Here is a 21,552-nt window from a genome sequence, read left to right as displayed (position 1 = left end):
ACAGTGCGATCAGGACCGCGGTTCCCAGCGGAAGTGGGTGCGGGCGATCAGCAGGCTGCCGAGAATCCAGGCCAGCATCACCGCCGCCGGCATGGCGGCCTCGCCGAAGGTGGCGGCGAACCCGACCGACGCGTCGCCGGGGGTGGTGGTACCGAACCAGCCCAGATTCAACAGGTCCGACACCGCGGCCATGGGAGTCAGCTCGACGACTCGGCTCAGTGAATCCGGGAGAACGTCGCGCAGCATGGCCGAGCCGGCCATGGCGATCAGAATGACCGGCAGGCTGGTGATCTGCGCTGCTTCCGCATTACGGGTGAAGGCAGACGTGATCAACGCCAGTGCGGCGAACAGTGCCGCGCCGCCGAGGAGGGCAACAGCGACGAGCAGGACGTTGGTGGGAATGGGCCCACCGAAGGCCAGCACTACAGCTCCGACGATCAAGCCCAGTACGACGGTGAGGACGAACGAGGGGACCGCCGGCCCCAGCAGAATCTGAATGTCCGAGCTTTCGCCGGTGCGAAGTCGCTTGAGTACCAACTCGTCTCGACGTGTGGCGTAGATCGAGAGCATGTTGTAGTAGACCATGAACACCAGCAGGAACAGCGCGAAGAACTCGAGTGCCGCTCCCACGCCCACGTCGGTCAATCCGTCGTCGCCCCGACTGCTGATGATCAGCATGACCACCGGTAGCACGAGAGGTATGACGGTCGCGTTGAACAGTAGTACTCGGTTGCGTCCGAGCAGTGTGAATTCTGCTCGCGACAGGGCGGTCATCGTGCTCATGCGCTCATCACCTCGGTCTTGTCGGTAGCTGGGTCGTTCACGTCGGAGTTGTCGAATTCGTCTGCGATAGAGAGGAACACGGTTTCGAGCGATGCCGCGCGGGCGTCCAGTCCGTGCAGGGTCACCCCGTTGTTCCGAGCCCACAGCAGCAGATCGGTCAACGTCTCCTGAACCGAGGACGTCTGGATCGAGACCGTCTCTCCCGAGACGTCCATGGATGTGCCCGGCAGCGGCGGCAGTGCCGTTCCGGGGGCCTTCAGTTCGATCTTCGCAGGATGGTCGGCGACCACCTCGTCCACGGTGCCACTGCGAACGACTCTGCCGCGGTGCATGATCGCGAGTCGATCGCACAGCGATTCGGCCTCGTCGAGGTAGTGCGTCGTCAACATGATCGTGACGCCGGAGTTCTTCAGTTCCTGGATCAACCGCCATGTGTTGCGGCGACTTTCGGGGTCGAGACCGGTGGTCGGCTCGTCCAGGAACAAGATGCGTGGACGGCTGATGATCGCGCATGCCAGGTCCAGCCTGCGCTGCTCGCCGCCGGACAGGAATTTGACCCGCGTATCGGCACGGTCGGCCAGGTCCACGCGACCGAGCACCTCCGCCACCGGCAGCGGATGGCTGCAGGTGCCGGCCCACATCCGAAGACTCTCGGCGGTGGTCAGATCCTGAGGCAGTCCGCCCTTCTGCAGCATGATTCCCAGAGCAGGCCGGACCTTGCGGCGATCGGCCACCGGATCCATTCCCATGATCCGCACCGTGCCCTTGCTGGGTCGCGAAAGGCCCTGAATCACTTCGAGAGTGGATGTCTTGCCCGCACCGTTGGTGCCCAGTAGGCCGAACAGCTCACCCTCCGCGACATGGAGATCGAGAGCCTGGACGGCCTCGTAGGCGTTCTTGCCCGATCCGTACCGGCGCGTCATCCCGTCGACGTCGATGATGGTCATGATTGCGTCCCCCAGTGGCGCAGTCCGATGACGAACCGGACACCCATGAAGGCCACGATGACGCCCAGTGCGACGAACGCCGGAACGGACGGCCCCACAATCGCGAACAACACGGCGATGATCGCGATGCTGATGACGATGACGACGATCTCACGCGCCATCGTCGGAGCAGGCCCGAGCTCCATCAGATCGGTGAACAGATTTCCTTCGTCTGGTTGCTTCATGACTACGATCCTGCTGCGCGTCGAGCCCCGAAAACAGTGCAGCGCATCATGACCTGAAGTGACAGCGTCACGGTCCAGCCATGACAAACGTCATGCGCGCGTGTCTCCACCCGATCTCCACCCGTGGGTCGATGTGCCCCCACCTCGATCTCCATAGCGTTGCTGACATGAACATTGCAACGATTGCTCTCGTAGTCCTTCTGGTCGGATACCTGCTGGTGCGGCGCATGACCGGCCAGCTCATGGAAGCTCGGCGCATGCTGGTGCTTCCGGCGATCCTCGCCGTCGCCGGACTGGCGTCACTGAATTCGACGGCGCTCTCGGCCACGGCGATCGGGTTCTTGCTCCTCGGCTGTGTCGTCGGAGCCGTGTTCGGGGTGGTCCGCGGCTACACCGTCCGGATCGCCGAGCGGGACGGAGCGGCATGGATGCGTTACTCGTTGGCGTCGGTCGGCCTGTGGGTGGCCGCGATCGCGGTGCGCCTCCTCCTCGTGCCGGTGGAGAATGTCGTGGATCCGGCAGCAGCGTCGGTTGCCGGGCAGGCCACCATGTTGGCCGTGGGGGTCGGATTTCTCGCCGAGTCGGTCGTGGTGCTCTACCGAGCCATGCATTCCGAGGCCACCATCGTGTGGCGAGCCGACAAGTCCGGCAACCACACGTTGTCGCCTACGCTGGCCGACATGCACAGTCGGGTTCGCGAAGGACGGGCGAAGATTCGGTGACGTCGGCTCCCACGCCGGACGTACGGTTACCCGCACTCGACAGCTTCCGGCTGTCGAGTCGGCCGTATGTCACGGCCGTCGTCGTCGTGGCGGCGTTCGCGACGTCGGACCTGCACGATCCGCTCGTGCTCACGCTGCTCGTTGTCAACAGTCTCGTACTGGCGGCCTCGACGGTGTCGCGACGGTCGACCGGTCTCCGGCTCTCGCTCGCCGGGGCCGGCATCGCACTGGTCGCCTCCGCCGCGATTCTTCCTCTGGGCGGAACCGGGGTCGCAGCAGCGTTTCCGTTCCTGTTCGCCGGTCATGCCGGGTGGCGGTTCAAGCCGTCGATTGCGTTTCCGTATGCGGTGTCGCTCAGCGTAGCGTGCGCGTGCGCGCTGTGGATCGCCGATCACCATGGTGTCGACGGGTGGCCATGGGCCGCCGGTCTTTTCGCCGGGTGGCCGGTACTGATCGGGTATTCACGACGCAGTCGTCTGGACGCACTGCGCAATGCCCGGCGCGCCACCGACGCCGAATTGCGCGAGCATGCCCTGGCCGAGCGGGCCCGTATCGCACGCGACATCCACGACGTTCTCGCGCATTCGCTGTCCGGGGTCAACATGCAGCTCGAAGTCGCCGACGCGTTGCTCGACGCCGGTCGTGCCGACGAGGCCAGAGCCGCGGTGAGCAAGGCGCAGAGCCTCGTTCGCGAGGGCCTCACCGAAACCCGCAGGGCCGTGCAGACTTTGCGTCAGGACGTGCTGCCCCTGGTGCCGACGATGGCCGCTTTGGTGGACGCGGACGGGAACTTCCGGATCGAGGGCGAGGCTGTCGATCTCGATACGCCGCAGTCGCAGTTCCTGGTTCGGTGCGCGCAGGAGGCGCTGACCAATGCCCGTACTCATGCCCCCGGAGCGGCAGTCGACGTAGTGCTTCGCTTCGCGGCAGAACAAGTGGAGCTCTCCGTGACCAACGGCCCGGCTCCGTCGCCGCCGAAACCGGTCGACAGTACCGGAATGGGATTGGTCGGCATGCGCGAGCGCGCCGCACTGGTCGGCGGGTCGGTCGCGGCGGGTCCGGACGGGCGGGGTTGGACGGTCCGTGCCACAGTTGCTGTGCCGCAACCACACTGAAGACGACATGAAGGTGAGGGTATGAGCATTCGGATAGTGATCGCCGACGATCAGGCGTCGGTGCGCGAGGCGCTGGCGACGATGCTCGATCTGATCGACGACATCACCGTCGTCTCGACCGCGACGGACGGCGACAGCGCGGTCGCCGCAGTGCAGGCCGCGATGAGTACCGAATCCCTCGATGTCGTGCTGATGGACCTGCGGATGCCGGGCACCGACGGGATAGAGGCGACCCGAATACTGAAGGGGCTCTTCCCCGATCTGCCCGTGGTGGTGTTGACGACCTTCTCCGACGAACGCTCGATACTCGATGCACTCGGTGCGGGCGCACGCGGATATCTCACCAAGGACGCCGGAAGGGTCGAGATAGCGGCGGCATTGCGGGCGGCGGCAGCCGGGCAGTCCGTACTGAACCCGGAGGTACAGGCTCGGCTGCTCGGAGCCGTCGAGCACTCCCGTCCGCCCGAGATCCCAGCTGGTTTGACCCCGCGTGAGGTCGAGGTCCTACGCGCGATCGCGGCCGGTCTGTCGAACCGCGAGATCGCGCAGCAGATGTTCGTCAGCGAGGCGACAGTCAAGACACACATCAACCATCTGTTCGCGAAAGCCCGACTGCGAGATCGAGCGCAGGCCGTGCACTTCGCCTTCACGCACGGGCTGGCGGGATAGTCGCGTCAGAAACCCCAACCCATGACGGCGGGACGCGCTGTTCCGAACGTCAGATCGAGTGCGTGCAGTGATTCTTCGTTGCGGGCGGTGAGGCGGTTTGCTGCGGCGAACAACCGGGCTCGGTGGGTACCGAAGTAGATGCTGGCGAGTACGTCGATGTCGAGTTCGATGTCCGGTTCGGATTCCACCCGGGTGCAGGTGGCTTTGCCGTCGGTGACCGTCAGCGAGTAGGTACCGCCTGCGTCGAGGAAGGGATCCCGGACGGCGATGATCAGTGATGTGTCGAGGGCATAGGTGCGCGCCTCGAGGGCAGCCTCGGCATGCATGATCCGGGCCCACAGAGCGTCGTGGTGAGCCGTGACCTTCGGCAGCCGGTTGTTGGTCAGCAGGAACGGCAGTGCCTCGTCGCGTGCCTGCCGTACCTCGATGGTGTCTACCAGGTCCACGCCGACGAGGATCTGCCACAGCGCGGCGTAGGCGTCGTCCGTCACCGCGATGAATTCCTCCACCACGACCCGGCTCGGGTTGCGTCCGCGTCGGTAGGCGACGTATCCGTCGGGATGGGCGATGAAGAACAGAGCCGTCAGCCCGCCGCGTCGGTTCTCACGATCGGCGAAGAAGCGCTCCCAGCGGATCGGCGGCTTGGGCTGCGCGCCTGCGGTCTGCTGCTGCCAGCGGTGGTAGATGTCGGGAAGCAGTTCGGTGGCCTCGGCCGATTCGATCAGTCGCACCCCGGTAGCCGGGGGAGCGTCCTGACGGAACTGAGCGAACCGACGGTCGATCGAGACGCTGATCTCCTCGGTCACCGGCCCGTACCCGAAGCGTCCGTAGATCGTCGCCTCGCTGGCCGTCAGCAGGGACAACGGTGCGCCGGCGTCGTTCAGAGCGCGGTGCTGCTGGGTGAACATCGATCGCAGGATGCCGCGTCGGCGATGTGTCGGTGCGACCGACACCCAGGACACTCCCGATGCCTCGACCTGAGCTCCGCCGGGAACGGTCACCGACATCGGGAAGTGCATGGCCACACCGACCGGGGTCTCGCCGTCCCACGCCAGGTAGACGTGCTCGGACTTCGTCAAGATCTGCGTCTCGGCCAGGTCCTCGGCGTTCTGGTGCTCGCCGAACGCATGGGCGTCGAGCAGCGCGACGGCATCCCAGTCGTCGTCGGTGGCGGTACGGATGGTGATCGATTCGTCGGTAGTCATCGCTCACAACTTTTCCATACGGGGGTGGTGCTTCGCCGAGGGACTGCCAGAAATGCCGGGTGAGAAGATGAGCAGGTGGTGCATGTAATCGACATCGACGATCCCCTCGACCCGCGGCTCGACGACTTCCGCGACCTCAATTCCTCGGACAGGCGGCCCGATCTGCCCGAGGGCAAGGGGTTGGTGATCGCGGAGGGCGTGCTCGTCGCGCAGCGCCTGCTGAGCTCGCGTTTTCCGATGATCAGCCTGCTCGGCGTGGATCGACGGCTCGACGCGTTGCGCGAGGACCTCGCCGATTCGGACGTTCCGTTCTATCGGACGTCGGCCGAGGTGATGGCCGAGGTCGTCGGCTTCCACCTCAACCGTGGTGTGTTGGCGGCGGCGAACAGACCGCCGGCCCTCGATCTGGACGACGTGCTGGCGGGCGCGAGCACGGTGGCGATTCTGGAAGGCGTCAACGATCACGAGAATCTCGGGTCGATGTTCCGCAATGCAGCCGGTCTCGGGGTGGACGCGGTGTTGTTCGGTGCCGCCTGCGCCGATCCCCTGTACCGACGGTCTGTCCGGGTGTCGATGGGGCATGTGCTCCGAGTGCCGTTCGCGAAGGTGCCCGAGTGGCCTCGTGGCCTCGATCGGGTGCGGCGGCACGGTTTTCAGCTGATCTCGCTGACACCGAACCCGGAGGCAGTGTCCTTGGCGACGGCGATGACGGGGGAGAAGGTCGCGTTGCTGCTCGGTGCCGAGGGGCCCGGTCTGACCGAACACGCCATGCGCGCCACCGACATTCGCGCTCGTATTCCGATGGCTCCCGGTACCGATTCGCTCAATGTTGCGACGGCCGCGGCGATGGGCTTCTACGAACGGGTGCGTCTGACGTGAAGGATCCGGACGTTCGCTGGACCGGTGTCCCGGTTGCCGTGATCTCGGCGATCCTCGTCGCGGTGGCACTGACGGCGTTCGGCCTGGAACTGGCCAGAGTTCATCCGCTGCTCGCGATCGGCCTCAACCTCGTCGTCGTGGCAGGCGCAGCCCCGACGGTCATGCGGTGGTTCGGCGTTCCGGTATGGCGTTGGGCCGTGTACGGAGCGAGCGCCGGTGCGCTTCTGAGTTTCGTGGCCCTGGCGGCTCTGGCGTTCTGAGCCGGCCCGGGCAGGGGTGCGCACTACCGGCGACGTTCGGCGGAATCCCGTCGATTGTCGGTCGTTGTGTGCAACGGTGCCCACCCGAGCCACTATTTGCGGGAGAACCAGCGCTTCTTCGGTCGCGGTGCGGGCTGGGCCGATTCCGCTGCGGGCGCATTCTGGACCGGAACGTTCTGGGGCCGCGGCTCCTGCCCCGGCACGTACATGGTGAAACCGCAGACAGGCAGCGCGTTCGGGTCGAGCTCGCCGGGACGCGGGGCACCGGTGTAGCGGAAGCCGAGCCATTCGGCGTTGGCGGCTTCGGCAAATTCCTGGGGGTGGAACGGTAGTGACTGCGGATCCGGCATCACTCCGGGCGGATAGATCAGCGGGTGGTCACCGGCCCAGAACGGACGCTCCCACACCAGAGGTAGACCGACGTCCTCGTAGATGTAGACGGGGGTGGCGCTGAACGAGCGTCGGAATTCACCGCGCTCCCAGTAGGCGAACGCACCCCAGGCATGCTCGGGGTCCGAGGCGACGAGGTAGGTGTGCTCGGAGGCCAGTGGGCGGGTGACGGATTCGGGAAGGGTCGACGGCGTGGGCACCGACAAGTTGGATCCGCAGACGACGGTGACGCCGGGGTAGCACCCGATGAACACGTGATCGTCGTCCACACCCGCCGAGGTCGAGATGGGACCCTGCTCGAGAGGGACGGCCGTGAGATGGGGGTAGAGCCGTCCGACGAGCGCACTGGCGGCGTTCCAGTCGGAGGTGGTGGCTTCTCGCAGTACCGATATGGGATCCGGTGCGTCCACGTACCAGATCGTTGATGCTTTGGCCCCCACTACCGGCACCTCTCTCTCCGTGACTTCCATCGAAGCCTACGGTGTGGGTGTCGACACTCCGACATCGCGCGGCACATCGGTCACACGAAGAACTCAGTTGTGACCGCTGCTGCGCACACCGAGCAGGACGTCTTCCCACGATGGCATGGCCGGCTTGCCACGCTTGTCCTTGCCGCTGGTGTGACCGGCGGCAGGCTTGGGTGCGGGCCTGGGCTCCCTCGCCACCGGTTCGCGCGGCTGCTCGGGCTCGGGAGTCGGCGCATCGTCCACCTCGACGTCGATGGTCTCGGCGTCGATCTCGCTGTCGGCGGTGGTGCCGTAGTACTCGTCGAAACTCTGCTGCGAGGTCTCGTCGTCGGAGTCCTCGGCGGAGGCAAGTGCACGTACCGGGGCCAGGCCGCGGAGTTGACGTCCGAAGTCCGGGTCGATCAGTTCGCGTGCGGTGTCGTCGAGCGGAGCGATGGTGCCGCCGTGACCGTCGGGCAAGAACTGCCAGTGCGCTTTGTTCGTGGTGCGACCTGCCTGCCACTTCAGCTGGGCGACCCACTTGTTGTCCTCGTCGCGCCAGGCGTCCCACGCCGCGTCGTCGAGGTTGTGTCCGCGAGCGCGGAAGGCGAGGGTGACGATGTCGAGCAGGGTCTGCACAGCCGGGCCGTCGTGCCGCAGCGGATGTCCGGCCTGGGCCATCGACGCTGCCTGCGAACGCTCGAGCAGTACGGGGTGCGCGAACACCTCGACTCGGCTGATGGCCATTCCGGAATCTGCGGCGACCTGTTCGATGGTCGCGCCGCTGCGGATACGGGCCTGGATTTCCTTCGGCCGGAGCAAACTGTCCATTTCGATCTCAATCTGTCCTAGTCGAGCGATGTCTCCGCGTGAGGCTGCGCGGAGTTTGTCGTCGGCTGGAAGCCGGAATCTGTCGCCGGTTTTGGGATCTGCGCACACGACGAACTTTCCGTCGGCCTCGAGACCCACCACACGTAAGTCTCGCACCTTGACCTCCTCATCGCGCCGGCTCGCGATACCGTCGAATTCGAGCCTAGTTCACCTACCGTATTCGGCGGGTGTCCGACACGCCTCGCGGCGGTGGCGTCGGTTTCTTTCTCAGAGAGTAGACAGCTGCGCGCTCGGTTGCACCCGATCGGCCGAAGTCGAGTCGATTCGATTGCGGGACAACGGCATTGCGTCTCGGCGAAGAAAGAACACGCCGAGTCCGAGTCCGATGGTCAGCGCCAGGGCGTGGCCGGCAGCAGTGAACGAGGGATCCGTGATGGCTCCGGCGGCGACAACGGCGATCCACAATGCGCCCCATACTGCGCGCCACGGCATCGTCAGGTATCGAATCAAGGACCCCGCCACCGCAGCTGCGGCATAACTGACCCCGACGTCGACGGCTACGGCCAACGAGTCGGCAAACCAGTCGACGTGGATGCCGACGAACAACCCGACAGCCACCAGTGCCGTCGCGCCGATGTGCCCGGCGCAAAACGTGAGCAGAAACCGGCGCCACCCCGAGACCCACTCGGCGACGGCGAACAGGATGGCGACCGAGGCGAGCCACCACCAATCGGGCCGGCCTTCGGTGAGGAAGGCGCTGGTGACGAGCGTGGCGAGATGACCGTCGGTGAGATTGTGCAGGTTGGTGCTCGCGGCGTGCAGCACATGCCAACGATCGTGCGGCCCGATCTGCCCGAGAGTGACGGTTCCTGCGGCGGTGAGCAGGCAGAACACGAGCGTCACCCGCAGTCGTAGAGCAACGGACAGGAGCCTGGACATACGAACGCTCCCTCCGAGGTCGTTACGCTTGCGTAATTGATAGCAAGTGTAGGCCTCGGAGGGAGCGCTGTAGCTGTGAGTTGGCTGCCGACTAGCTCAGCGTGGACACGACCCAGTCGATGCTCTTCGTCAGTGCGGTGATGTCGTCCGGCTCGATGGCCGGGAACATACCGACACGCAGCTGGTTGCGGCCGAGCTTGCGGTACGGCTCGGTGTCGACGACGCCGTTGGCGCGCAGGATCTTCGCAACCTGGGCCGCGTCGACCTTCTCGTCGAAATCGATGGTTCCGACGACCTGGCTGCGGTGATCCGGGTTCGTCACGAACGGCGTTGCGAATTCACTGTTCTCGGCCCAGTCGTACAGGCGTGAGGACGAGTCCGCAGTCCGCTTCGTGGCCCAATCCAGGCCGCCCTTGCTGTTGAGCCACTCGATCTGGTCTGCGAAGAGCAGAAGCGTCGCCACTGCGGGGGTGTTGTAGGTCTGGTCCTTGCTGCTGTTGTCGACGGCGATCGGCAACGACAGGAAGTCCGGAACCCACCGGCCACTGGAGGCTATCTCGTCGACGCGGGCGAGAGCGGCCGGGCTCATCAGCGCGACCCACAGGCCGCCGTCGGCGGCGAAGCACTTCTGCGGAGCGAAGTAGTAGACGTCGGAATCGGCGACGTTCACCGGCAGTCCGCCGGCACCGGAGGTGGCGTCGATCGCGATGAGGGCGTTCTCCGAGCCGGCCGGACGGCTGACCGGGATGGCCACGCCCGTCGAGGTCTCGTTGTGGGCCCAACCGATGAGGTCCACGGACGGATCCGACGTGGGCTCGGGCGCGCTGCCGGGCTCTGCCTTGACGACGATCGGATCGCCGATGAACGGGTTGTTCTTGGCCACCGAGGCGAACTTCGAGCTGAACTCACCGTTGGTCAGGTGCAGCGACTTCTCCCGGATGAGACCGAACGCAGCGGCATCCCAGAACGCGGTGGTACCACCGTTGCCGAGCACGACCTCGTAGCCCTCGGGGAGCGAGAACAGGTCTTTCAGACCACTGCGTACGCGACCGACGACGTCCTTGACGGGCTTCTGCCGGTGGCTGGTGCCGAACACGGACGCACCGACGTCGACCAGGGACTGCAGCTGCTCGGGGCGAACCTTGGACGGGCCGCAACCGAAGCGTCCGTCGGCGGGAAGAAGATCGGCGGGAATGATCGGCAAATCGGCCATGGAGTAGCGCGTCCTAGCGTCGATGGAATATGGCCTCCACAGGCTAGTCGGGTGTCATGACACCGTCGACTACCGGATCAGGTCCCAGCCGTCGACGGAGTCGGGGGTGCGCGGTTCGGGGCCGGTGTAGAGGGCAGCCGGGCGCACCAACTTGCCCAGGCGCTTCTGCTCGAGAATGTGAGCACACCAGCCGGCGGTACGCCCGCAGGTGAACATTGCGGGCATCATGTGCGCGGGCACCTCGGCGAAGTCGAGGATCACGGCGGCCCAGAACTCGACGTTGGTCTCGATGGCTCGATCGGGGCGGCGTTCGCGCAGTTCCGTCAACGCGGCTTGTTCGAGCGCGGCGGCAACCTCGTAGCGCGGAGCGTTCAGGCGCTTGGCGGTGGCGCGCAGCACGCGGGCTCGGGGGTCCTCGGCGCGGTACACGCGGTGCCCGAAGCCCATGAGCTTCTCCTTGCGGTCGAGGATCCCGGTGATCAGCGCACGGGCGTCGCCGGTCTTCTCGACTTCTTCGATCATGGGCAGTACGCGGGCCGGCGCGCCGCCGTGCAGCGGGCCGGACATCGCGCCGATGGCACCGGAGAGACATGCTGCGACGTCGGCTCCGGTGGAGGCGATGACTCGGGCGGTGAACGTCGACGCATTCATGCCGTGTTCGGCGGCGGAGACCCAGTAGGCGTCGATGGCGGCGACGTGGGCGGGGTCGGGCTCGCCCTTCCAGCGGACCATGAAGCGCTCGGTCACGGTGGCCGCCTGATCGATGCGGCTCTGGGGCACAGCGGGCTGGTAGATCCCGCGAGCGGACTGCGCGACGTAGGACAGCGCCATCACCGAGGCGCGGGCCAGGTTGTCGCGGGCGGTGCTGTCGTCGATGTCGAGTACCGGCTGATACCCCCAGATCGGAGCGAGCATCGCCAGGCCTGCTTGCACGTCGACGCGGACGTCACCGGTGTGGATGGGCAGGGGGAACGGCTCGGCCGGTGGCAGGCCGCGGCCGAATTCCCCGTCGACCAACAGCGCCCACACATCGCCGAAGGTGACGCCCTGTGCAACCAGTTCCTCGATGTCGACTCCGCGGTAACGCAGTGCGCCGCCGTCCTTGTCGGGCTCGGCGATGTCGGAGGTGAAGGCGACCACACCTTCGAGACCGGGAACGAAATCTTCGGGAACGTGTTGAACAGCCATGGTCTGTGGACTCCCTCGTCGCGACTGCGCCCGGCTCTGCGCCGCATCCGGGCGTGCTTGCGGAAACCATAGCGAGCTTTTACGCGGGAGTAGCGTCTGGGTTCGTGTCTGCAGACGAACAGCGCCTGGCCACCATGCGAGTGGACTACGGCGAGCCCAAGGATCTCGACGTCGACGCCCTGAGCGACGGCTGGTTGCCACTGGCCCGGCAGTGGCTCTCGGACGCCGTTGCTGCGAATCTGCCCGAGCCCAACGCGATCGTGCTCGGGACGGTCGACGCTGCCGGTAGGCCCGCGACCCGAACCGTCCTGTGCAAGGACCTCGACGCCGAGGGCGTGGTGTTCTACACCAACTACGACTCGGACAAGGGCCGAGCATTGGCGTCGACGCCGTACGCGTCCATCACCTTTCCGTGGATCGGCATCGCCCGTCAGCTCACCGTCCGCGGACCGGTCATTAGAGTCGACCGCGACACCACCGAGGCGTACTGGCGGACGCGACCGCGCGGCTCGCAGCTGGGCGCATGGGCGTCGGAGCAATCGCGAACCGTCGTGTCTCGCGACGCTCTCGCCGCGCAACTGGCCGAGGTCACCGCGACGTTCGACGGACGCCAGGTGCCGGTACCGCCGAACTGGGGCGGCATCCGCGTCGAACCGGAGATCGTCGAATTCTGGCAGGGTCGAACCAGCCGGATGCACAACAGAATTCGAGTGATGCCGGCGAGCGGTGTGATCGAGCGACTGCAACCGTGAGCGGGCTGCGCGGCATCCTGGCCGACACGACCCCGCTGAAGACTCCCGCATATCGCCGCCTGTGGCTGGCGAACATCGTCACCGTCATCGGCGCGCAGCTCTCGATCGTCGCTGTGCCGCAACAGGTTTATCAGATCACCTTGAGCTCGGCCTACGTCGGCTTGACGGGCGTGTTCGCCCTGGTGCCCCTCATCGTGTTCGGGCTGTGGGGCGGGGCGCTCGCCGACGTGATGGACCGCCGAACCTTGTTGATGATCACCACGTTCGGTTTGATCGGAACATCGGCCCTGTTCTGGTTGCAGGCGTTCCTGCAACTGAACAACGTGTGGATCGTGTTGGTGCTGTTGGCAGTTCAGCAGGCCTTCTTCGCCGTCAATCAGCCGACCCGCAGTGCGATACTGCCGCGAATCCTGCCCGCGGGGCAGTTGCCCGCCGCGAACTCTCTGAACATGACGGTGATGAACTTCGGTGCCATCGCCGGTCCGCTCAGTGCAGGCATCCTCATCTACTACATCGGACTGGAGACGCTCTACCTGATCGACACCATCGCACTGTTCGCCACGCTGTGGGCGGTGATCAGGCTGCCGGGCATTCCGCCGGCCAAGTCCGGTCAACGCGCCGGATTACGTTCGGTGTTCGAGGGTTTCGCGTACCTCGCTACCCAGAAGGTGCTGCTGGCGTCGTTCGTCGTCGACATCATCGCCATGGTGTTCGGGATGCCTCGGGCGCTGTTCCCGCAGATCGCCCACGACAGTTTCGGGGACCCGGCCTCGGGTGGGCCGGTGCTGGGCATGCTGTTCGCGGCGATGTCCGCGGGAGCTGTGCTCGGTGGAGTGTTCTCCGGTTGGCTACCGCGCGTGCGGCGTCAAGGCCTTGCGGTGTTGATCTGCATCGTCGTCTGGGGCGTGGCGATGATCGGATTCGGGCTCGCCGTCGGTGCGGCGACCGACGGAGCGACGACGGTTGCCCTGTGGTTCGCACTGGCGTTTCTGGCGCTCGGTGGCGGTGCCGACATGATCTCGGCGGCGTTCCGCAGCACGATGCTGCAGACGGTGGCGACCGACGAGATGCGCGGCCGACTGCAAGGCGTCTTCATCGTCGTCGTCGCGGGAGGGCCCCGGATCGGCGATGTTCTGCACGGCGCGGCAGCGGCCTCGGTGGGGACGGCCGCGGCCGCCGCAGGAGGTGGTGTGCTGGTGGTCATCGGTGTCTCGATCGCAGCCCTCGCGCTACCGGCATTCATTCGCTACCGGGTCGGCGCAATCGTCGGTAGCAAGACGGTGGACGACACCGTCGTGGACAATGGCTCGCATGGCTCCCACAGCTGAGGCGCAGACGTATTCGTTGACGAGCGGCAAGTATCGCGCCGACGTCGCTGCTGTCGGAGCGGGCCTGCGGGTCCTCGAGTACGACGGCTCACCGCTCACCGAAACGTGGGAGGCGGGCACCAAGCCGCCGCTGTCGGCGGGACTGGTGTTGGCCCCGTGGCCCAATCGAACGGCCGACGGAACGTTCACGTTCGAAGGCGTCGAACATCGGTTGGAGATCACCGAACCGGCCCGCAACAACGCGAGCCACGGTTTCGTCCGACGGGTGGAGTGGACTCTCGACGAGCACACCGAGTCTCGCGTCGAGCAGAGCGTGGACATCGGCACGCACGAGGGTTGGCCGTTCTCGTTGCGATTGACGGTGGCACACGAGCTGTCCGACGACGGTCTGACGGTGACCGCGTCGGCGACGAACACGGGCGAATCGGCTGCGCCGTACGGAATGGGATTCCATACCTACGTGCGTGTCGGGGACGTACCCCTCGACGAATGCACGCTCGAACTGTCCGCGGGTACGCGGCTGCCGCTCGATCCGGTACGCAATCTGCCCGTAGGGCTTTCGGTGCCGACGGCCGATACCGAGTACGACTTTCGGCAGCCTCGGAACCTCGAGGGCGTGCAGCTCGACACTCCGTTCAGTGCCTCGGTGCCGGACGTAGACGGACGCGCGAAGCACACACTGCGTGGCCCCGACGGCACCGCGACGGTGCTGTGGACCGACAGCAACTTCGGGTGGGTGCAGGTGTTCACCGCCGATCCCGCCAACGATCAGGCGTACCCGGATCGGGGACGTGCGTTGGCGATCGAACCGATGACCTGCCCGCCCGACGCGTTGAATTCCGAGATCGATCTGATCGTGCTCGACCCGGGGCAGACCTGGTCCGGCAGCTGGGGAATGGAGTACGAGAAGTGACGATTCTGGTGTGCGGCGAAGCATTGGTGGATCTGGTGCCGGTGCACGAGGGGCCGCTGCTCTCACCGAAACTCGGCGGCGGGCCGTTCAACGTCGCCATCTCGATCGGTCGGTTGGGGTCGCCGGTTGCCTATCTCTCCCGCATCTCTCGCGACTCGTTCGGCGAGCAGATCCTGGCGAGTCTGCGCGATGCCGGTGTCGACATCTCGTGGGTGCAGCGCGGTGACGAGCCGACGACGTTGGCGATGACGACCCTCGCCGAGGACGGCAGCGCCGAGTACTCGTTCTACGCCGATGGCACGGCCGACCGACTTGTTGCCGATCCCGGTGATCTGCCCGACGAAATCAGTGTCCTGTCCTTCGGCACGTTGTCGTTGCTGTACGAGCCCGGCGCGTCGGTGTACGCCGAACTGCTGCATCGAGCTCGGTCCGCGGGCAAGCTGACGATGCTCGACCCCAACATTCGCCCGGCCGCCATCGACAGCACCAGCGGCGACATCACCGCCGACGGATTCCGCGATCGCTTTCGCTCGTGGTTGCCGAGCATCGACATTCTCAAGGTGTCCGAGGACGACTCGTACTGGCTGGGGCTGGGCACGCAGGGCACCACCGTCGACGACTGGCTCGCCGCCGGGGTGACCGCGGTGGTCATGACCCGCGGCGGGGACGGTATCTCGGTGTTCACCGCGTCCGGAGAGACGACGGCCACGGGAGTGACAGCAGCCGAGGAGGTGTCGGTACCGGGCGTTGCCGTCGACGTCGTCGACACGATCGGCGCTGGTGACACCGTGCACGGCGCACTGTTGAGCTACCTGGAAAAAGAGACCATTATCACATCGAAAGCGGTACAGGGGATGACCGGGGAGGATTGGCGGCAAGCTCTTTCGTTCGCTGCCACGGCAGCCGCGATCACGGTTTCACGACCCGGTGCCGACCCTCCCTGGGCGTCCGAGGCACCGAGAGACTAGTTTCACTAGCGACGTTAGAACTGTCCGTTTTAAGTACGTGTCCGTTACACGAGTTCGAGAGGGACCATTCGTGCCCGCTGAGAATGATGCCAAAGCCACCCTCACCTACCCCGGTGGCGAATATTCCATGTCGATTGCCGAGGCCAGTGAAGGCAACAACGGTATCGAGCTGGGAAAGCTGCTGGCGACCACCGGCTACACGACGCTGGACGGCGGGTTCGTCAACACCGCGTCCACCAAGTCGGCCATCACGTACATCGACGGTGACGCGGGGATCCTGCGCTACCGCGGTTACCCGATCGAACAGCTTGCGGGCAAGTCGTCGTTCATCGAGGTCAGCTACCTGTTGATCTACGGGGAGCTGCCGTCCGAGGACGAGCTCGAGACGTTCACCGACCGCATCCGTCGCCACACGTTGCTGCACGAGGACCTCAAGCGTTTCTTCGACGGCTTCCCGCGCAACGCCCACCCGATGCCGGTGCTGTCGAGCGCGGTCAACGCACTGTCGGCCTACTACCAGGATTCGCTCGAGCCCAACGATCCCGAGCAGGTCGAGCTCTCCACCATCCGTCTGCTGGCCAAGCTGCCGACCATCGCGGCATACGCCTACAAGAAGTCGGTCGGTCAGCCGTTCCTGTACCCGGACAACTCGAAGAGCCTGGTCGAGAACTTCCTGCGCATGACGTTCGGCTTCCCCGCCGAGCCGTACGAGGTCGATCCCGAGATCGTCAAGGCACTCGACATGCTGCTCATCCTGCACGCCGATCACGAGCAGAACTGCTCGACGTCGACGGTTCGCCTCGTCGGATCCTCGCAGGCCAACCTCTTCACCTCGATCTCCGGCGGCATCAACGCGCTGTGGGGCCCGCTGCACGGCGGTGCCAACCAGGCCGTGCTCGAGATGCTCGACAAGATCAAGGCCGAGGGCGGCGACGCCACCGACTTCCTGCGTCGAGTGAAGAACAAGGAAGACGGCGTCAAGCTCATGGGCTTCGGACACCGGGTGTACAAGAACTTCGATCCGCGCGCGACGCTGGTCAAGGAAACCGCACACACGATCCTGGGCAAGCTGGGCAACGGCGACGAACTGCTCGAGATCGCACTCAAGCTCGAAGAGACCGCGCTGACCGACGACTACTTCGTCGAGCGCAAGCTGTACCCCAACGTCGACTTCTACACCGGCCTGATCTACCGCGCGATGGGCTTCCCGCCGCGCATGTTCACGGTGCTGTTCGCGATGGGCCGTCTCCCGGGCTGGATCGCGCACTGGCGCGAGCAGAACGAGGACACCACCGGCAAGATCGGCCGTCCGCGCCAGATCTACACCGGCTACACCGAGCGCGACTACCAGGACGTCAGCTCCCGCTAGCTCTTGCTGCACGACAACGCCGCCGACTCCTCTCGGGAGCCGGCGGCGTTGTCGTTTACGCTGAGTTCGAGGTTGTGGACGTAATTTGGCCGGAATCTATCCCCAACTTCGAGTTCGCGCGTCGAGTTCGCACTTACGCGGGCGATATGGCCACTCTTGGCTGCATAACTGCGATCTCGCTGCGTGAGGGCCGAGTGCGCGCGTCGAGTTCGCACTTACGCGGGCGATATGGCCACTTTCGGCTGCATAACTGCGATCTTGCTGCGTGAGGGCCGAGTGCGCGCGTCGAGTTCGAGGTTATGGACGAGATTCGGCCGGAATTCGTCCTTAACTTCGAGTTCGCGGCGCACTCAGGCGTCGAAGTGCTTGCGGTTCTTCAGCACTGGCAGGTTCTTGCGCACGGCGTCGACCAGCTCGGTATGGATGTCGATCGTCAGCATGCCGGGTGTCGCGTCGAGTTGACCGAGGATCTCGCCCGTGGGGGAGCAGACGATGCTGTGGCCCACGCCCAACGGTGCATTGCCCTCGGCGGCAGCAGGTTCGGCTTGATCGCATGCTGCGATGAACGTCGTCGAATCCAGTGCGCGCGCGCGAGCGAGCAGGGTCCACTGCTCCACTTTGCCGTCACCCGATCCCCAGGACGCCGGTACCACGACGAGTTCGGCACCGAGGTCGCCGAGTTTCTGGAACAGGGCAGGGAAGCGAATGTCGTAGCAGGTCGCGAAGCCGACGCGGACTCCCGCGATGTCGAGCACGAGCGGGTCGGAACCCGGTGCGACGGTATCGGATTCGGCGAATCCGAACGCGTCGAACAGATGAATCTTGTCGTAGCTCGCCTCGACGCCCGGGCCGGTGACGAGCAGTGTGTTGGTCACTCTGTCGTCGGGCGCGGGAGTGAACATTCCGGCGACGACGGTGATGCCGGCGTCGGACGCGATCCGACGAACGGTCTGTGCCCATTCGCCGTCCAGTGGCTGTGCGAACTTTCGGATGGGTCCGCCGAAGCAGCGCATCATCGCCTCCGGGAACACGACGAGGTCCGAGCCTGCGTGCGCCGCGGCGCGGGTGTGGGTCTCGATGAGTTCGAGGTTCTCGGTGGGGTTTTCGCCACTGGTGATCTGGGCCAGGCTGATGCGGATAGTCGAGCTCACGGTGTGACTCCTGGTTTCGTCGGGGGAAGACAGGTATACATATCGTATGCAACCACTGTCGGGGAGGGACAAGGCGTACCAGTTCGTCCGTGATCAGGTGTTGTCGTCACCGGCCGCCACCGGCACTTTTCTGAACGAACAGGAACTTGCGACTCGAATCGGCGTATCGCGCACGCCGGTGCGTGAGGCGTTGCTGATGCTGCAGTCCGAGGGTCTGGTCGAGATGGTGCCCAAGCGCGGTGCCCATGTGCCGGCGATGTCCGGACGACAGATCGGCGAATTGATGGATCTGCGCGGCGTTCTGGAACGGCACGCGGCGTCGCGGGCGTTGCGTGCCGGTGACGCTCCGATCGCGGCGATGCAGCATGCGTTGCATCAGCAGGAGCTGCTGATGAACTCCGACAGCACCGACGCTCCCAAGGAATTCATCGACTGGGACGGGACGTTCCATCAGAGTTTGATCGATTCGGCGGGCAGTGATCTGCTCTCGCGCACGTATGCCGGTTTGCGGGCGCGTCAGCTCCGAGTGGGCTTGAGTGCGTTGTTCACCGCCGCCAACCGGCAACACCGAGTGTGCGCCGAGCACCAGGCCATCATCGACGCACTGAGTGCCGGCGACGAGGGCCTGGTCCACGAGAAGATCGACGCTCACCTCGAGGTCACGCTTCAGACTCTGTTGCGCGCGTAGCGTTTTCGTGCTGCTGGCCCAGCAGCACGTAGTGCTCGTCCTCGGTGGGGTCCGGGTTGCGTCCGAGGGCGAGGCCGACGAGTGTCACGGCACCGACGACGACGATGTACCCGGCGATCGGCACCCAGCTGTCCGTCTTGTCCAACAGGTAGACGAAGATCAGCGGGGCCATCGCACCACCGAAGACACCGGCGATCGTGTACGCCAACGAGCTGCCGGTGGAGCGCAACCGAACGCTGAACTGCTCGGTGACGAATGCTGCCTGTGGCCCGTACATGAACGAGTGGAACGCCAGGCCCACCACCACACCCAGGATCAGCAGTGGTAGCGATCCTCCGCCGATGACGAGGAAGAAGATCGCACTCCACGCGACACCGCCCACGGCTGCGACGCCGTAGACGAGGCGTCGGTTGATGCGATCGGACACCGCTCCGGCGAGCGGGATCAGGCCGAGTTGGCATGCCGACCCGATCAGAATGGCGGTCAGTACCTCACTGCGCTCGAAGCCCAACTTCTGTGTGCCGTAAGTGATGGAGAAGACGGTGAACAGCGCGTAGATGACGTCCGGCGCGACACGAGACATGATGCCAGCCACCAGGGGTCGCAGTTCGGTCTTGAACACTTCGCTGATCGGTGCCTCGGAACGTTCGCCGCTTTCCTGCAGCGCCTTGAACACCGGGGTGTCCTCGAGCTTCAACCGGATCCACAGACCGAATCCGACGAGTACCGCGGAGAAAAGGAACGCCACGCGCCATCCCCAGGACTCGAACTGCTGGTCGGTCAATGTCAGCGTCAGAACAGCGAGTGCACCGTTGGCGAGCAGGTTGCCTGCGGGTGGTCCGATCTGTGCTGCCGAGGACCAGAATCCGCGTTTGCGTGGATCGCCGTATTCGCTCGACAGGAGAACGGCTCCGCCCCATTCGCCGCCGACGGCAACGCCCTGACAGAAGCGCATCGTGACGAGAATGATCGGTGCCGCGATGCCGATGGAGTCGTATCCGGGGATCAGGCCGATGGCGAAGGTCGTGACACCGATCAACATCAGGGTGATGACGAGGAGCTGTTTTCGTCCGATGACGTCGCCGAGCCGTCCGAAGACGAACCCTCCGACCGGACGGGCGACGTACCCGACGGCGTATGTCGAGAAAGCCAGCAGAGTCCCGGTCAGTGGGTCACTGTCCGGGAAGAAGACCAGCGGAAACACCAGAGCTGCGGCGGCCGAGTAGACCGCGAAGTCGTACCACTCCAATGCCGTTCCGGTGAGGCTGGCCGCAAAGGCCTTGGCCAGGCCTTTTCTATCTACCGAAACAGGTTCGGTCATGACGACTCCTTCGTGTGCCTGGGATCACTCTATCCGTTGTACGTGCTCCATACTTGCTGTATACAAGACGTATGCGCAAGCCTTTGGGCGCATCGGAAACAGAAAATTTACGAGGAGAGGGTCCTTACTGATGCTCACATTCACGCTGCCCAACGGCACCTCCGAATCGGTCGAGGTGAACGCGTTGCTCAACGCCGGGTACGCCGGACGCAACCAGGAGGAGGTGGCGTCGCACATCGCGGAGCTGGCCGAACTGGGCGTTCCGGCTCCGACGGTGACCCCGGCGCTGTATCCCATTTCGCCGTACCTGGCGCAGCAGACGGACGCCGTTGCCGTCCAGCACGGCCGTACGTCGGGCGAGGCCGAGTGGGCGCTGGTGATCCTGGGCGACACGATCGACGACGTGCTGCTGACGGTCGCCTGCGATCACACCGACCGTGACCTGGAGGTGCACAGTGTCGCGTGGAGCAAGAACGCGGCTCCCGATGTGCTCGGCACCGGCGCGTGGCGTCTGTCGGAGGTCGCCGATCGGCTGGACGAGATCACCTTGACCGCGTGGGCGGACGGCGTCGCAATTCAGACCGGAACACTCGGTGATCTTCTCGCTCCGCACTACTGGCTCGACGTGCTCGCCGACCGTGGACTGTTCGCCCGTGGAACCGTGTTGATCTCCGGCACCATCTCGATGCACCCCGGTGTGAACCAGTTCGCCGACACCTGGAAGGTCGAGATGTCCGACCCCGCAACCGGCAATACGCTGACCTGCGAATACAAGACGATGTTGATGCCAGCTCCGATCGGCTGACCGTGACGACGTAAAATCGGTGCCGACCATGCCCAGAACACCGCAGTCGGCGTCGGCGGGCCGGCACAACCGCAGGAGACTTCAGTGACGAAGCCAGTGATCGAATTTCAAGCCGGACCGGCACCGTTGGATCTGGTGACGGTCGACCTCGTCGAAGGTGACGGCGCAGAGGCAGTGCCGGGCGGAAACGTAGAGGTGCACTACGTCGGCGTCGAGTTCGACACCGGCGAGGAGTTCGACTCGTCCTGGAACCGCGGCGAGTCCATCCAGTTCCCGCTCCGTGGTCTCATTCAGGGCTGGCAGGACGGCATCCCCGGGATGAAGGTCGGCGGACGCCGCCAGCTCACCATCCCGCCGGAGCTCGCGTACGGCCCCGCCGGCGCAGGTCACCGTCTGTCCGGCAAGACGCTCGTCTTCGTCATCGATCTGCTCGACGTCAAGTAGCA

General features: G+C 65.2%; 24 protein-coding genes. 13 read left to right on the top strand and 11 right to left on the bottom strand.

What is annotated here, in order from left to right:
- Positions 1-9 precede the first annotated feature (9 nt).
- Genes CH281_RS16090 through CH281_RS16080 form a run of 3 tightly spaced genes read right to left on the bottom strand, consistent with a single transcriptional unit; the run spans position 10 to position 1,954 of the window.
- Complete coding sequence (locus tag CH281_RS16090; RefSeq protein WP_032399891.1) at positions 10-783, bottom strand: ABC transporter permease; 774 nt, start codon at positions 781-783, stop codon at positions 10-12.
- Positions 780-1,730, bottom strand: coding sequence for an ABC transporter ATP-binding protein (locus CH281_RS16085; protein ID WP_094694803.1), 951 nt, complete (start codon positions 1,728-1,730; stop codon positions 780-782). The genes CH281_RS16090 and CH281_RS16085 overlap by 4 nt, the downstream gene beginning before the upstream one ends.
- A complete protein-coding gene (locus CH281_RS16080) occupies positions 1,727-1,954 on the bottom strand; it encodes a hypothetical protein (RefSeq protein ID WP_027495910.1) in 228 nt (75 codons plus the stop codon). The genes CH281_RS16085 and CH281_RS16080 overlap by 4 nt, the downstream gene beginning before the upstream one ends.
- Before the next feature lie 167 nt (positions 1,955-2,121).
- Between CH281_RS16080 and CH281_RS16075 the strand changes: the two genes are divergently transcribed.
- From CH281_RS16075 to CH281_RS16065, 3 genes are read left to right on the top strand one after another with little or no spacing between them, the layout of a single operon-like run.
- On the top strand, positions 2,122-2,676 hold the full coding sequence (locus CH281_RS16075; RefSeq protein WP_027495911.1) for a CcdC protein domain-containing protein: 555 nt from the start codon (positions 2,122-2,124) through the stop codon (positions 2,674-2,676).
- Positions 2,673-3,791, top strand: coding sequence for a sensor histidine kinase (locus CH281_RS16070; RefSeq protein WP_080735525.1), 1,119 nt, complete (start codon positions 2,673-2,675; stop codon positions 3,789-3,791). Before CH281_RS16075 ends, CH281_RS16070 begins: the two co-directional genes overlap by 4 nt.
- Before the next feature lie 21 nt (positions 3,792-3,812).
- The gene (locus CH281_RS16065) at positions 3,813-4,460 is read left to right on the top strand and encodes a response regulator transcription factor (protein ID WP_027495913.1); all 648 of its coding nucleotides are present in this window, start codon (positions 3,813-3,815) and stop codon (positions 4,458-4,460) included.
- A gap of 5 nt (positions 4,461-4,465) precedes the next feature.
- On the opposite strand, the gene CH281_RS16060 is transcribed toward CH281_RS16065, so the two are convergent.
- A complete protein-coding gene (locus tag CH281_RS16060; RefSeq protein ID WP_094694801.1) occupies positions 4,466-5,665 on the bottom strand; it encodes a GNAT family N-acetyltransferase in 1,200 nt (399 codons plus the stop codon).
- A 75-nt stretch (positions 5,666-5,740) separates the two neighbouring features.
- Here CH281_RS16060 and CH281_RS16055 point away from each other — a divergent pair, with 75 nt between their 5' ends.
- Positions 5,741-6,544 carry a TrmH family RNA methyltransferase gene (locus tag CH281_RS16055; RefSeq protein ID WP_027495915.1) on the top strand — a complete coding sequence of 268 codons (804 nt, stop codon included), beginning with the start codon at positions 5,741-5,743 and terminating at the stop codon, positions 6,542-6,544.
- Positions 6,541-6,804 carry a DUF2537 domain-containing protein gene (locus CH281_RS16050; RefSeq protein ID WP_032381663.1) on the top strand — a complete coding sequence of 88 codons (264 nt, stop codon included), beginning with the start codon at positions 6,541-6,543 and terminating at the stop codon, positions 6,802-6,804. Before CH281_RS16055 ends, CH281_RS16050 begins: the two co-directional genes overlap by 4 nt.
- Before the next feature lie 92 nt (positions 6,805-6,896).
- Here the strand turns inward: CH281_RS16050 and CH281_RS16045 are convergent, their stop codons facing one another.
- From CH281_RS16045 to CH281_RS16025, 5 genes are all read right to left on the bottom strand, one after another.
- The gene (locus CH281_RS16045; RefSeq protein ID WP_094694799.1) at positions 6,897-7,664 is read right to left on the bottom strand and encodes a DUF6928 family protein; all 768 of its coding nucleotides are present in this window, start codon (positions 7,662-7,664) and stop codon (positions 6,897-6,899) included.
- Between the two features lie 63 nt (positions 7,665-7,727).
- The gene (sepH, locus tag CH281_RS16040) at positions 7,728-8,627 is read right to left on the bottom strand and encodes a septation protein SepH (RefSeq protein WP_032372953.1); all 900 of its coding nucleotides are present in this window, start codon (positions 8,625-8,627) and stop codon (positions 7,728-7,730) included.
- A 111-nt stretch (positions 8,628-8,738) separates the two neighbouring features.
- Positions 8,739-9,410, bottom strand: a complete 672-nt coding sequence (locus CH281_RS16035; protein ID WP_032407632.1) for a rhomboid-like protein — start codon at positions 9,408-9,410, stop codon at positions 8,739-8,741.
- 91 nt (positions 9,411-9,501) lie between these two features.
- The gene (gene serC / locus CH281_RS16030; RefSeq protein ID WP_027495920.1) at positions 9,502-10,623 is read right to left on the bottom strand and encodes a phosphoserine transaminase; all 1,122 of its coding nucleotides are present in this window, start codon (positions 10,621-10,623) and stop codon (positions 9,502-9,504) included.
- 69 nt (positions 10,624-10,692) lie between these two features.
- Positions 10,693-11,811 (bottom strand): citrate synthase 2, encoded by a 1,119-nt coding sequence (locus CH281_RS16025; RefSeq protein ID WP_027495921.1) that lies wholly within the window; start codon positions 11,809-11,811, stop codon positions 10,693-10,695.
- 134 nt (positions 11,812-11,945) lie between these two features.
- Here CH281_RS16025 and pdxH point away from each other — a divergent pair, with 134 nt between their 5' ends.
- From pdxH to CH281_RS16000, 5 genes are all read left to right on the top strand, one after another.
- The gene (gene pdxH, locus CH281_RS16020) at positions 11,946-12,563 is read left to right on the top strand and encodes a pyridoxamine 5'-phosphate oxidase (RefSeq protein ID WP_032407631.1); all 618 of its coding nucleotides are present in this window, start codon (positions 11,946-11,948) and stop codon (positions 12,561-12,563) included.
- A 5-nt stretch (positions 12,564-12,568) separates the two neighbouring features.
- Positions 12,569-13,891, top strand: a complete 1,323-nt coding sequence (locus CH281_RS16015) for an MFS transporter (protein ID WP_052053171.1) — start codon at positions 12,569-12,571, stop codon at positions 13,889-13,891.
- Positions 13,875-14,804, top strand: coding sequence for an aldose 1-epimerase family protein (locus CH281_RS16010; RefSeq protein WP_032385849.1), 930 nt, complete (start codon positions 13,875-13,877; stop codon positions 14,802-14,804). The genes CH281_RS16015 and CH281_RS16010 overlap by 17 nt, the downstream gene beginning before the upstream one ends.
- Positions 14,801-15,772, top strand: a complete 972-nt coding sequence (locus CH281_RS16005; RefSeq protein WP_032388599.1) for a carbohydrate kinase family protein — start codon at positions 14,801-14,803, stop codon at positions 15,770-15,772. The genes CH281_RS16010 and CH281_RS16005 overlap by 4 nt, the downstream gene beginning before the upstream one ends.
- 70 nt (positions 15,773-15,842) lie before the next feature.
- Positions 15,843-17,141, top strand: a complete 1,299-nt coding sequence (locus tag CH281_RS16000) for a citrate synthase (RefSeq protein ID WP_027495925.1) — start codon at positions 15,843-15,845, stop codon at positions 17,139-17,141.
- Between the two features lie 350 nt (positions 17,142-17,491).
- Here CH281_RS16000 and CH281_RS15995 read toward each other — a convergent pair whose 3' ends face one another.
- Positions 17,492-18,292 carry a carbon-nitrogen hydrolase family protein gene (locus CH281_RS15995; protein ID WP_027495928.1) on the bottom strand — a complete coding sequence of 267 codons (801 nt, stop codon included), beginning with the start codon at positions 18,290-18,292 and terminating at the stop codon, positions 17,492-17,494.
- Positions 18,293-18,338: 46 nt separating this feature from the next.
- On the opposite strand from CH281_RS15995, the gene CH281_RS15990 reads away from it, so the two are divergent.
- Positions 18,339-18,980: a GntR family transcriptional regulator gene (locus CH281_RS15990; RefSeq protein WP_027495929.1), complete on the top strand. Its 642-nt coding sequence runs from the start codon at positions 18,339-18,341 to the stop codon at positions 18,978-18,980.
- On the opposite strand, the gene CH281_RS15985 is transcribed toward CH281_RS15990, so the two are convergent.
- On the bottom strand, positions 18,952-20,301 hold the full coding sequence (locus CH281_RS15985; protein ID WP_027495930.1) for an MFS transporter: 1,350 nt from the start codon (positions 20,299-20,301) through the stop codon (positions 18,952-18,954). The genes CH281_RS15990 and CH281_RS15985 overlap by 29 nt on opposite strands.
- Positions 20,302-20,431: 130 nt before the next feature.
- Here CH281_RS15985 and CH281_RS15980 point away from each other — a divergent pair, with 130 nt between their 5' ends.
- Both CH281_RS15980 and CH281_RS15975 read left to right on the top strand, forming a co-directional pair.
- The gene (locus CH281_RS15980) at positions 20,432-21,106 is read left to right on the top strand and encodes a DUF2848 domain-containing protein (RefSeq protein ID WP_027495931.1); all 675 of its coding nucleotides are present in this window, start codon (positions 20,432-20,434) and stop codon (positions 21,104-21,106) included.
- An 84-nt stretch (positions 21,107-21,190) separates the two neighbouring features.
- Complete coding sequence (locus CH281_RS15975; protein ID WP_027495932.1) at positions 21,191-21,550, top strand: FKBP-type peptidyl-prolyl cis-trans isomerase; 360 nt, start codon at positions 21,191-21,193, stop codon at positions 21,548-21,550.
- Positions 21,551-21,552: the final 2 nt, after the last annotated feature.

The organism is Rhodococcus sp. 06-221-2 (assembly GCF_002258365.1).
GTDB lineage: Bacteria > Actinomycetota > Actinomycetes > Mycobacteriales > Mycobacteriaceae > Rhodococcoides > Rhodococcoides fascians.
Note: the sequence above shows the minus strand (reverse complement) of the source record. Positions and strands in the feature narration are given on the sequence as shown.